The sequence below is a fragment of the Caviibacter abscessus genome, from assembly GCF_001517835.1.
GTDB classification, from domain to species: Bacteria; Fusobacteriota; Fusobacteriia; order Fusobacteriales; family Leptotrichiaceae; genus Caviibacter; species Caviibacter abscessus.
On record NZ_LOQG01000001.1, the window covers coordinates 138,510 to 151,465 of the forward strand.

Below are 12,956 nucleotides of genomic sequence, written 5' to 3' on the forward strand. Positions count from 1 at the left end.
ATGAATATATTAGAAATTATACAACTTTCAATTAGTAATTTAAAAAGCTTTAAATTTAGATCATTTTTGACTATGTTAGGTATAATAATGGGAATAGGTTCAGTTGTTTTAATATCATCACTTGGGGCAGGATTTGAAAGAAAACTTTTAGCTGATATAAAAAATTCAGTTAAAAATGGTGTGAGTGTTGAATTTTCAAAATTATATACAACTACAAACAAAGAAGCTATTAAACAGAAACACTATTTTACTGATGAAGACATAGCAGCAATTAATAAATTACCATTTATAAAATCTGCATTACCTTTAGTTAGTGTTAATGCAGAAATTAATGATAGATTTACATACATATCAGGAAACTACAGTAATAATTCATTTTATATTAAATCATCACAATTAACATCAGGAAGACTTTTTTTTCCTGAAGAGTATACAAAAGATTCAAATGTCGTTTTAATTGATAGACTCTCTGCAAAATCACTATTTAAAAATGAAAGTCCAATTGGTAAAACAATAAATATAAATAGTTATAATAATGAACTAATAGGTAAATACACAATAATTGGTACATTTAAATCGTATTCTGAAAATGCATCAACTATATTTAAAAATGATTACATAGAACTTGTCGCACCAATACAACATGTTAACCAATTAGCAGGAAATATCAATAATATATATAGTTCTTTACAACTTGATTTTAAAAACAAGGATACTTTACAAGATGATATTCAAAAATTTAAACAATACCTTTTACAAAAAGAACCTATAAAAAGTGATTTCTATGAAATAAAACCACTTAGTGAAGAACTAAATCAAGTTTCAAGAATACTTAATTTAGCTTCAGGATTTATTTCAGTTGTAGCAGCTATATCATTAATAGTTGGAGGTATAGGAGTTATGAATATAATGCTTGTAAGTGTTAATGAAAGAATAACTGAAATTGGTTTAAGAAAAGCTATAGGAGCTAAAAATAAAGATATTAAATTGCAATTTTTAATAGAATCTATGATAGTAACTGTTGTGGGTGGTATGATAGGAATATTAATAGGATTTGGTATAGCATCAATTATAGGAATATTTATAAAAATTGTGCCATTCTTAAGATTAGATATATTACTAATTTCAATATTTGTATCAATGACAATAGGATTATTATTTGGAATATATCCAGCAAAACAAGCGGCTAAATTATCACCAATAGAAGCATTAAGAAAAGAGTAAAATATGTAGAAAACTTCAAGTATAAAAATATATTTGAAGTTTTTTTATAAATTCAATCATTAAATAACATAAGATACATTATCGGACTTCAAATATTTTTTATTATATGAATAAAAAAATTTTTATGAATTTTATAAAATTTTATTTATAATACAACATTTCAGTTTCCTTATTAATTTTTCATCAACTATGTTGAAAACTGACTGTGTTTCGTGTTTTGAACAAGCAAAATCAATGTACACTTTTTTTGTACTTCGTACCATTTTTTCCACTTTTCAACAAAAAAATGTAAACCATTTTATAGTTTACATTTCGTTTGATATCATTGTAGGATTAACAATTTCATGATGTTTTGATAGTCTTCTACCAATATTTGCGTGATTATATGCTCCATATATAGCTGCGTGAAGTGGTTTATATCCTTGTGCATAATACGAACTTATCATACCAAGCAATAAATCACCCATACCCGCATTTGCCATTTTACTATTTCCTATATTAATAACATAATATTTATCATCATAACTTATAATTGTATTTTTTCCTTTTAATAAAATTACCCCTTTAAATTTGCGTTTAAACTGCTTAATCGCTTCAAAGGGATACTTTAGTATCTCTTCAACTGAAAAATCGCTTATACGGGCAAATTCTAAGATATGAGGTGTTAAAATGCAATCTTCATTTAATAAAGTTATCATTTCTTTATGTTTTGCCAAAACATTTATAGCATCTGCATCTAACACCAGCTTTTTATCAATATTTTCCATTATTATATTTTTTAATTGTTCATCAGCAGAAAGTCCAGGTCCTATTCCAATGACATTAATTTTATTTATTTCTTCCATATCTTTTATGTTTATACATTCCGGAGTTTTAATTAAATTAGCAGCACAAGTTTTAGAGTCCGATAATAAATATGTGTATCCGCTTCCGACTTTTACACTTCCAGAAACCGCTAATAATGCAGCACCATTTTTCGCAATAATTAACGTTCTTCCAAAATCACCTTTATTTGCAAATATATCTCTTTTAATTTTTATAGAATTTATATATTCCTCATCCACTAAATATTTACTACTTATTTTTTCATACATGCATTGAGGTACACCTATATTTTCAACTATTACAGGGGCATCAATATTTAACATTTCTTCCTTATATGATGAAAGCATAATAACTAAGTCAGGTTTTATACTAGGTGTAGGTAAATCAACAGAAACTATTGTATATTTAAAATCATTGTTATTGATATTATTTACAATTTCCTTATATTTTCCTGTCAATTTTCCATTAATTCCAGTTCCAAATATACAATCAATCAAAATATCACAATTTTCAACTTCAGTTATAAAATCAATATTTATTTTTCTTGCAATATCATAATGAATACTCTTATTTTCAGGACAAATGACCTTGACTTCTTTTTTCAATGTTTTTAGTTGCCTTGCTATACATAGTCCATCAGCTCCATTATTTCCAGGACCACATACAACAATATATTTATTCTTAGTTAAATCAAGATTTTTCACAACATTTATAGCAACATTTTCCATTAAAATATTTAAAGGTATACCATATTCATTTATCAGAATATTATCAATTTCTTTCGATTGATTATTATCTGTTATTATAATCATAATTCATCAACAAGTTTCTTTAAATACTCTCTAACTCTATCTTTAAGTTCATCATGTCTTAAGCTAAATTCAACATTAGCACAAAACATTCCAAATTTATCTCCTGTATCATATCTTTTAGCATCAAAACTATATGAATACAAATTATCCATATCTTTTGCCATAGCTAATATTGCATCCGTTAATTGAATTTCACCTGTTTTATCAATATTTGTTTTGTTAATATACTTAAATATTTCAGGTTCTAATACATATCTTCCAAGTGCTGCATACTGACTTGGTGCCTTATCATCATCTGGCTTTTCAATAAAGTTTTTAACTTTGTATGTTTTTTCATCAACCATGTAATCAGGTTCTATAATACCATATTTATGAACTTCATTTTTGGGTACTTTTTGTACACCTAATATGTTTCCACCACCGATTTCTTCATATTTTTCAATCAATTGTTTAGTAACTGGTTTTTCTTTTGCATACATTATGTCATCACCTAAAAGTACAACAAAAGGCTCATCACCTACAAAACTTTCTGCTCTTGATATAGCATGTCCTAGACCAAGTGGTTCTTTTTGTCTTACATAATAAATATTTGACATATTTGAAATATCTTGAACTACCTTCAATAAATTATCTTTTCCTTTTTCTTTTAATATCGTTTCTAATTCATAAGAAAAATCAAAATGATTTTCTATTGAATCTTTATTTCTACCTGTTACTATTAAAATTTCAGTAATTCCTGATGCAATTATCTCTTCTACTAAATACTGCATTGCTGGTTTATCAACAATAGCTAACATTTCCTTCGGTTGAGCCTTTGTTGCTGGTAAAACTCTTGTCCCTAATCCAGCTGCTGGGATTACTGCTTTTCTTATTTTTTTCATATTTAACCTCCTAATCTACTCAAAAAATTTTGTTCTTTTTAAATAAATATCACAATTTTTTCTATCAATAATTTTTATTATTCCTACATAATTATTTTCATAATAAGCATGTAACAATTCACTAGTTTCATTGAATTTATTACTGCAAATTATAGTCATTCCATTTTTTAATTCAAAATACTGCTTATAACTAAGATATATTTTTTCTAACTTTATCGCATTATCTACATCAATTTCACTAACATCAGGAGGTAATTTAAAATCTCCAATTTGAACTCTTTTAAGTGCTGTCATTGTTGCATAAGTTCCTAATTTTATTGCAATATCACGTACAAGTGATCTTATATACGTTCCTGATGAAACTTTAGTAGTAAATGATATTTTATCGTCATCTTTTGTTTTTATATTTTCAATATAGTAAATATTTACAGGTCTTTCTGGAACGTCAAGAAATATTTCTTTTCTAGCCAAATTATATAATTTTTTACCATTTATTTTAATTGCTGAATACATGGGAGGTTTTTGTAATATTTCTCCTATAAAAGCATTCATTGCATTTGTTATATCTTCAATATTATATTTTTCTCTGATGTCATCACTATATACTATTTTACCTTCTAAATCTAAGGTGTCAGTTTGATAATACAACTGCATTTCAACCTCATATATCTTATCTTGTTTCATCAAAAAATTAGAAAGCTTGGTCGCATTATCGCTTATTGCCATTATTAAACCCTCAGCCATCGGATCTAATGTACCTACGTGACCTATTTTATTAAATCTATATTGTTTTTGTACTTCTCTAATTTTTTTATATGAACTAATTCCTCTTTCTTTATTTATAAGTAAAATTTTACTATTCATTTATATCCTTTTCTAAAAAAGCTAGTAATTTTAAATACTAGCTCCATTTTTCTATTTTATTATTGCCTTTTGATGGAATTAATAGTATAAATTCAGAACCTTTATTAAGTTCAGACTTTAATTCAATCTTACCATTATGTAATGAAACTATTTTTTTTACTATTGAAAGTCCTAATCCTGTTCCTCCTGTTTGTTTTGTTCTTGATTCATCAATTCTATAAAATCTTTCAAATACTTTTTCAAAATATTCTTTAGAAATTCCAATACCTTGGTCTTTTATAGAAATAACCGCAGCCTTTCTAGATGAATCATAATATGATTTTATATATATATTTGTACCAGTATCTGAATATTTTACACAATTCTCAAGTATAGCTCTTATTGCTTGTAATAATAAACTTTTATCTGCATATAGTGCATATTTTTCATTTCTTTCTATAATTAAATTATGATCTCTTATAAAAAATAAAGAACCACTTTGAAGCTGATTAATAAAATCTTCTGAATCAAACGTTTCCATTTTAAGTTTTATTGTACTTGCATCTCCTCTAGCCAAAAATAAAAGTTTATCAACTAAATCTTTCATATTATTTACTTCGCTGACTATAAATTCAAGTGATTCTGTAGATATTTTAGAATCATTTTCACCATGTCTTAATGCTAATTCTGCATAACCTCTAATTATTGTAAGTGGTGTTCTTAATTCATGTGATACATCTGATATAAATTTAGATTGATTATCAAAAGCAATATTAAGTCTGTCCAACATTCCATTAATAATTTCAATTAAATTATCAAGTTCATCATTAGTATCTGTTGGTGTGATTCTAATACTTAAATCGTCAGTAGAAATTAAATCAGCAATTTGTATAATATTATTAATTGGTTTTAATATATTTTTACTAAGCTTATTTGATAAAAATACTACAATTACTAATCCTATTAAAGTATATAAAGTCAGTAATAATATAAGTGTTTTATATATCAAATTCTCATCCGTTTTATCCTTTAAAATATAGATATCAAAAGTATTACCACCAATATGTCTGCTAATTCTTATAACAGTGTATATTGAATTAGCACTCCCATTTATATTAACAGGTATATTTTTATTTATATATGAACTTTTAATACTTTTATTAATCGTTTCAATTTTTTCTATAAGTTTATCTTTGCTAATAGTTGAGTTAATATATGTATTAAGTGGTATTTCATCATAACCATTTGAATTTCTAATTCTAACAATATATCTATATTCAAATCCATTACTATCAAATGGCTTTGAATATATCATCATATTATTTTTTATTTTTGGATTAAAGTCTAGCGTTATACTATTATACTTTTTTGAAAAATCTTCTAATTTATCAAAAAAATCATTTATTTCTTGTATTTTTTGTGAATACAAAATTCTATTATTTTCATAATTTTGTTTTCTAAGAAAATATATAACAAAAAACTCACAAAAAATCATAAAAATAATAAACATTAATATATATGCGAATGAAATCTTATTAGCTAATTTTAATTTTATTTTCTTCATATTTCACCTTATTTAAAAACAAAGCCTACACCACGTATTGTTTGAATAAATTTTCTGTCATAATTTTTATCAACTTTATCTCTTAAGTACTTAATATATAAGTCTAGAATATTATCATTACCTATATATTCAAATCCCCATATTTCTTCCAATATCTTATCTCTAGATAAAACTATACCACGATTTCTGACTAAATAGTCTAATAATTCAAATTCTCTTTTTGATAATACAATTAAATTTTTATTTCTACGTACTTCATAAGCAGTATAGTCTATTTCTAAATCTTCAAACTGAAGATTTTCAGAAACATTAGCAACTTTTTCTGTTCTTCTTAATAATGCCCTTATTCTTGCAATAAGTTCTTCAATTGAAAATGGTTTTGTAATATAATCATCTGCTCCATAATCAAAACCAACAACTTTATCGCTAATTTCATCTTTTGCAGTTAAAATTATTATAGGTACATTTGATTCTTCTCTAATTCTTTTGCATACTTCTATGCCATTCATTTTTGGTAACATTAAATCAAGTAAAACTAAATCAAACTTTTGATATCTTGCTTTTGCTAATCCATCTTTACCGTCAAATGCAACTTCAACATCAAATTTTTCAAATCTTAGTTCCATTTCTATTAATTTTGATATTTTCATATCATCTTCAATAACTAGTATTCTACTTTTCATAATTATATATCCTTAGTATCAATATCAGTAACAGAATAACCAACAGGAAGTTTAACTCTTATAAGATCCATTTCATCCATCTTAATATTTGTTTTAATCACAGCTATAGTATTAGGATTTACAACATCTGTATATTCATTCGTTTTTATATTAAAAAATTTATCTATTCTAAATTTAACCGGATCTTCATTTGGTCTTATTAATTCAAGTTCAACTTCACTTGCAATTATTTTATTACGTATATATAGTTGATATTCATCATTTCCTAAATTTTCAAGTACATTTGCAACAAGCTGATATGTTTGACTATACGATAAACTTGTATTGTAGTTTTGGTCTTCTTCTGTTGTTTTACCAAAGAAAAAACCTTTTGAATAAAGTCTATGACTAATTGTTTGTAATTCATACAACCATTTTTCATCAAAACTATAATTTCCGCTGTAGTATTTATCTATTGCTTCTCTATATTGTTTTGTAACTATTGAATTATAATAAATACTTTTCATTCTACCTTCAATCTTTAATGAGTCAACACCAGCTTTTATTATTTCATCTATAAATTCAATAGTACATAAATCTTTTGCATTGAATATATATGTTCCTTCAGCATCTTCAATTATATCATGTGCACCAGCATTTTCATGATCTTGTGCTACCACTTTATAATTCCATCTGCAATCTTGAGCACATACACCTCTATTTGCATCTCTATTAGTAAAATAGTTACTTAGTAGACATCTTCCTGAATAAGCCATACACATAGCTCCATGTACAAACACTTCTATTTCAATATTTGGTACTTTTTCTTTAATTTCTTTAATTTCTTTAAGAGTCATTTCACGGGCAAGTATTACTCTAGTAGCTCCTAAGTCTCTCCAAGCTTTTACTGTTGCCCAGTTTATGCTGTTTGCCTGTGTACTTATATGTATTTCAAGATTAGGTGCATTTTCTTTTACAGTATGAAAAACTCCCAAATCTGATACAATTACTCCATCAACTTTTATACTTTCAAGATATTTAATAAATCTTGGCATATAATTAATATCTTGGTTATGTGCAAAAATATTTAAAGTTACATATATTTTTTTTCCTAAACTATGAGCATATTCAATTGCCTGCGCTAACTCTTTATCTCTAAAATTAGCTGACATTCCTCTTAAATTAAAAGCTCCACCACCAATATAGCAAGCATCTGCTCCAAAATGAAATGCTTCTTTCAACTTTTCCATATTACCTGCCGGTGATAAAAGTTCTACTTTTCTCAATGTTCTCCTCCTGATTGAACTTTATGAATATTTATAAATTTTTGACATTCTTGTCTAAATGCTAACTGTAATTCTCCTATTGAACCATTTCTATGTTTTCCTATTATTACATTAGTCATCGTTTCTTCTGCCCCCTCAACTCTAGGTTCTTTTGATAAAAACATTACTATGTCGGCATCTTGTTCTATCGCACCAGATTCTCTTAAATCTGATAACATCGGTGTTTTATCCGTTCTATTTTCAACAGATCTTGAAAGTTGCGATAACGTTAAAATGGGAACTTGAAGTTCTTTTGCAAGAATTTTTAAACCTCTTGATATTTCAGAAACCTGTTGTTCTCTGACTTTAGAAGCATCAGCTGTTGGAGTTATAAGTTGTAGGTAATCAACAATTACGAAATCAATACCATCGGTTGTCTTTAATTTTCTACATATATTTTTTATATCTAATAAATTTACACCTGGAACATCAGTAATATATAAATCATATTTTGACATTCTTTCTATATGTTTATTTAACATGATTGTTTCATTTTCACTAAGTGCATTATTTCTAATTTTACTAAGAGAAAAGCCTGATTCTATTGCAAGTAATCTGTCATATAATTGTTCGTTACCCATTTCTAAAGAAAATATTAATACCTTCTTATGATTTTTTGAGGCATTCAATGCTAAATTAAGTGCAAATGCAGTTTTACCGACACCAGGTCTTGCTGCAAGTATTAATAAATCAGATTTATGAAATCCTCCCGTTATTCTGTCATATTCATTATATCCAGAAGGTATTCCTATATGTTCATTTGCATCATGTTCACTAAGTTTAATAATTTTTTCTATTCTTTGCTTTCCTAAATCTTCAAGAGTTAATACATCACTTGTGTTATTATCAGAAGTTAATTTAATTATTTTAGATTGAGCTATATCTAAAATATCATTATAACTTCCATAATCTCTTTTAATTAAATCAGTCAAGTAATGACAAATTTCAATTACTTTTCTTTTTACAGATTTATCTTTAACTATACCTGCAAATATATCAATACTAGTTTCTAAAGGGGCCATTTCAAAAAGTTCATTTAATCTTTCTCTTCCACCAATATTTTCATAAACCTGTAATTTCTTTAACTCTTCTTCCAGTACTATTAAATTAATATCACCATTTCTACTATATATTGAATACATAGCTGAATATATTGAACTGTTATTTTTGTTATTAAAATCATCAGGCTTTAAAAATCTACTGATTTCTCCCATTAAACTTCCTTCACAAAGCAACATTCCAAGTAAATATTCTTCTGCACCAATATTTTCAAAATTATCTTGCATTTTATAATCCTTTCACTTCAACTTTTATAAATGCCTTCACTTCGCTATGTAATTTAAGTTCAACACTATGAATTCCCAATGACTTAATACGTGCATCATTTGAAAATTTCTTTTTATCAACTGATATATTTAATTGTTTTAGCATTTCATCAGCAATTTCTTTTGCACCTATTGACCCAAATACCTTACCGTTTTCACCAGCTTTAACTTGTAAAATAACAACTTTATCTTTTAAATTTTCAGCTAAAGTTTTTGCAAGATCTATTTCCTTTTCATAAGTTTTTTTTGTTTTTTCAGATTTGGCTTTAAGTTTATTTAAATTTTCAGGAGTTGCCGGCACTGCTTTTTTTTGTGGATATAAAAAGTTATTAGCATATCCGTCTTTTACCTCAATTACTTCATCTTTTTTCCCAATAGATTTAATATTATCAAGCAAGATTACTTTTACTTTCATTTTATATACCTCCTTAAATTTCTTGTGCACTGAATAAATTAACAACTGTATTATTAAATTCAATGTCTTTATCTTTATTTTTTATACTGTCATTATTAGTAACAGATAAATTAAATCTTCTATTATATAAATTAAAAATTTCTTCTTCTATAATTCTAATATGTTCCTCATTTGATAATATCAAAGAAGCATATTTAAAATCACTTATTGGTGTTATAAATACCGTATCATCTTCAAATTTAACAAAACGATATTCTCTAAGCACATTATTATAAAATATCTGACCTTGATTTATTAAATGATCTAATAATTTTTCATAACTAAAATCCTCTTTAGACTCATTAGTCTTTTTTTGTTTTTTTTCATCATTTTTTCCGGTTATAACTGTATAATTTAAATTAAATAGTTCGTAAACAAGTACATAAGCTAATATCCTCTTATCATCTTCATACTTAAATTCATTTATATTTTTATAAATTATACCAATGTCTCTAATTTTTTTATTTATATCTTGTTCATTTTCCTTCAAATAATCACAAAAATCTTTAAAAAATACATCTATTTGAAAAGCATTTTTATATAACACATCAATAAAATTAAATGCTTCTTGTTTGTTATTTTCTAAAAGAATATTATAAAATTTTTCTAAATAAGTTATAGGAATAATTCCTAACGCATTCTGTGTCTTCTCTAATGTTATATCTTCATCTATATAAGTTGAGATCAATTTTTCCAATATTGAAAAACTGTCTCTTGCACTTCCACCAGATTTTAAATAAACAAGTTCCAAACTTTCATTATTAATATTAATATTTTCAGAACTAACACAATAGCTTAGCATATCCAATATTTCTGTTTTTGATAATATTTTAAAATCATAACAACCACATCTTGATATTATTGTATCTGGTATTTTATCAATTTCTGTTGTTGCAAGTATAAAAATAACATGCTCAGGCGGTTCTTCTAAAGTTTTTAAAAGTGCATTAAATGCTTCTTTTGTAAGCATATGAACTTCATCAATTATATATACTTTTTTTCTACATTTTACTGGTTGATACTGTATATTTTCCTTTAATTGTCTAATTTCTTGTATACCTCTATTAGAAGCTGCATCTATTTCTATAACATCAAGTGATGACCCATTTGCAATTTCTATACAGTTTTCACATTCCATACAAGGCTTATCACTAATTCCATTAACTAAACAATTAACACTTTTGGCAATAAGTCTTGCAATAGTAGTCTTTCCTACACCACGAGGTCCATTAAATAAATAAGCATGAGATAATTTATTTTCTTTCAAAGCATTACTTATAGCTCTTTTTATATGTTCTTGTCCAAAAACATTTTCAAAACTCTCAGGTCTATATTTTCTATATAATGTTAAATTCATTTTTTCCCCTAAATTTTAAATATTTTTTTTGCTAATTTTTGTATAAAATTATATTTTTTTGTTTCAATTTTAACTTCTCGTGTTTTAAAAAACTCATCAAGCATGTGTCTATGTTCATTAAAAATTCTGTCTTTTTCATGAATTAATTTTGTAGGTATTTTATCAACAGACAATTTTATATCTGTAAAATATTCAATTCTTGCATAATTAGGTGATTTAATAATGTCTTTTATTATCATATCATTAGCAATTACTGAACTTTGTAAAAATAAATTAGGAAGTGTAAATCCCCAACCTACTATACCCCATTTTTTATCACCTTTAGAAAATGGAATAGATAAAGGTTCAATTTCTTTTTTAGAAATATTTTTACCTGTTCCTATTGATAATATTTTAATTTCATCAATGGATTTATTAAATTCTTTTTCAGATACAGCTTGTGATAATCCAACAAGAACAGGATTGTTAGCCCATATACATCCATCTGTAAAATATGTATCCTCTACAGGAAAAGGATCAAAGTAACAAGGTGCACTACTTGAACTTAATACTGAATCAATTAAATTTAATTTATTTTTTTTCCAAGATTTTATAATAATTGGAAGTCCAGTTGTTACATCTGTTGCAGTAATAATAACCTTAGTTTTTAAATCTTCAAAACTCTTATTTTGATATTTATTATGTATTAAATTACTTATATATTCTCTTGAAAATTTACTTCCAATTGCTCCATTATTTGGAAAAGGTCTAGTTTTAAAAATCATTTTACTTTGATTTAAATACATATCAATTATTTCATTAATATCAATCCCTAAACCTATTGCTCCAGCAATCAAAGCCCCAGTACTTGTTCCAACAATTAAATCAAAATATTCATATGCTTTTATATTATATTCTTCTTCTATTTTTTTTATCATATAAGAAGTAAAATAACCTCTAGCTCCTCCACCATCTAAACAAAGTATTTTAAACATAATATTTGCTCCTTATAATACTAATTCTATACATTCGTTAGGTACATTATGTAAGTTGTAGTTTTTCTTTACAAGTGGATTAAATAATGTCTGATAAATTCCACTATTTTTATCAAGCTCTATATAATCACCTGCTTGTACAAATTCAATATTTTCTATTTCCTTTGTTACTACATATATTTCTCCGTATATTTCTTCTAATTTCTTAAAATCAAATACCATAAATAAATCAGAATTTTGATTTTTGATTTCCTTTAAAATAGAATTGGGTAAAATATAGTAAATATTTGATTCAAACCCTACATTTATTCCAAAAATTTCTAATTTTATATTTTTAAAATTATATTTTATTTCAGAAAGTAATATATCAAATAAAGTTTCTCTGTATGTATTTTCTTTATTAATAAATGATTCATAATCAATGTTTAAAGTTTCTATATTGTTTTTTTCAAGAAAGTTTTGAATATTTTTTGTATATCCATTTGATTTAAAATTATGAAAAAAACAATTAGTATTATCTGCTAAATAGTAATACCAAAAATCTGTAAATCCTTGTATTTCTTCATCTTCATATCCAAAATACTTTACAATTGCACTTTTTCTGTCATTAAAAAAATCTGTTTTAGCACTAAAATATTTTTCTTTATTTACGCCTAATAAAAGTGCTACATTATCTAATTTTTCATATTTTTCCATTATGTATACTCCTT

Annotated in this window: 12 protein-coding genes; 1 reads left to right on the plus strand and 11 read right to left on the minus strand. The window is 25.5% G+C overall.

Going from position 1 to position 12,956, the window contains the following annotated elements; translation table 11 throughout:
• The gene (locus tag AWT63_RS00720; protein ID WP_068267669.1) at positions 1 to 1,224 is read left to right on the plus strand and encodes an ABC transporter permease; all 1,224 of its coding nucleotides are present in this window, start codon (positions 1 to 3) and stop codon (positions 1,222 to 1,224) included.
• Positions 1,225 to 1,529: 305 nt separating this feature from the next.
• On the opposite strand, the gene AWT63_RS00725 is transcribed toward AWT63_RS00720, so the two are convergent.
• Genes AWT63_RS00725 through AWT63_RS00775 form a run of 11 tightly spaced genes read right to left on the minus strand, consistent with a single transcriptional unit; the run spans position 1,530 to position 12,942 of the window.
• Positions 1,530 to 2,861 (minus strand): bifunctional ADP-dependent NAD(P)H-hydrate dehydratase/NAD(P)H-hydrate epimerase, encoded by a 1,332-nt coding sequence (locus AWT63_RS00725; protein ID WP_068267670.1) that lies wholly within the window; start codon positions 2,859 to 2,861, stop codon positions 1,530 to 1,532.
• The gene (galU, locus tag AWT63_RS00730) at positions 2,858 to 3,742 is read right to left on the minus strand and encodes a UTP--glucose-1-phosphate uridylyltransferase GalU (RefSeq protein ID WP_068267671.1); all 885 of its coding nucleotides are present in this window, start codon (positions 3,740 to 3,742) and stop codon (positions 2,858 to 2,860) included. Before galU ends, AWT63_RS00725 begins: the two co-directional genes overlap by 4 nt.
• A gap of 15 nt (positions 3,743 to 3,757) precedes the next feature.
• Positions 3,758 to 4,606, minus strand: a complete 849-nt coding sequence (gene truB / locus AWT63_RS00735) for a tRNA pseudouridine(55) synthase TruB (RefSeq protein ID WP_068267673.1) — start codon at positions 4,604 to 4,606, stop codon at positions 3,758 to 3,760.
• Between the two features lie 37 nt (positions 4,607 to 4,643).
• Entirely contained in the window at positions 4,644 to 6,149 is a 1,506-nt protein-coding gene (locus AWT63_RS00740) for a sensor histidine kinase (protein ID WP_068267674.1), read from the minus strand.
• Positions 6,150 to 6,157: 8 nt separating this feature from the next.
• Positions 6,158 to 6,832 carry a response regulator transcription factor gene (locus AWT63_RS00745; RefSeq protein ID WP_068267675.1) on the minus strand — a complete coding sequence of 225 codons (675 nt, stop codon included), beginning with the start codon at positions 6,830 to 6,832 and terminating at the stop codon, positions 6,158 to 6,160.
• A 2-nt stretch (positions 6,833 to 6,834) separates the two neighbouring features.
• A complete protein-coding gene (locus tag AWT63_RS00750; RefSeq protein ID WP_068267679.1) occupies positions 6,835 to 8,097 on the minus strand; it encodes a peptidase U32 family protein in 1,263 nt (420 codons plus the stop codon).
• Positions 8,094 to 9,422 (minus strand): replicative DNA helicase, encoded by a 1,329-nt coding sequence (gene dnaB / locus AWT63_RS00755; RefSeq protein ID WP_068267681.1) that lies wholly within the window; start codon positions 9,420 to 9,422, stop codon positions 8,094 to 8,096. The genes AWT63_RS00750 and dnaB overlap by 4 nt, the downstream gene beginning before the upstream one ends.
• Before the next feature lies 1 nt (position 9,423).
• Complete coding sequence (gene rplI / locus AWT63_RS00760) at positions 9,424 to 9,876, minus strand: 50S ribosomal protein L9 (protein WP_068267683.1); 453 nt, start codon at positions 9,874 to 9,876, stop codon at positions 9,424 to 9,426.
• A gap of 13 nt (positions 9,877 to 9,889) precedes the next feature.
• Positions 9,890 to 11,272 (minus strand): DNA polymerase III subunit gamma/tau, encoded by a 1,383-nt coding sequence (gene dnaX, locus AWT63_RS00765; RefSeq protein ID WP_068267684.1) that lies wholly within the window; start codon positions 11,270 to 11,272, stop codon positions 9,890 to 9,892.
• An 8-nt stretch (positions 11,273 to 11,280) separates the two neighbouring features.
• Positions 11,281 to 12,246, minus strand: a complete 966-nt coding sequence (locus AWT63_RS00770; protein ID WP_068267688.1) for a patatin-like phospholipase family protein — start codon at positions 12,244 to 12,246, stop codon at positions 11,281 to 11,283.
• 12 nt (positions 12,247 to 12,258) lie between these two features.
• Complete coding sequence (locus AWT63_RS00775) at positions 12,259 to 12,942, minus strand: hypothetical protein (RefSeq protein WP_068267689.1); 684 nt, start codon at positions 12,940 to 12,942, stop codon at positions 12,259 to 12,261.
• Between the last annotated feature and the right edge of the window lie 14 nt (positions 12,943 to 12,956).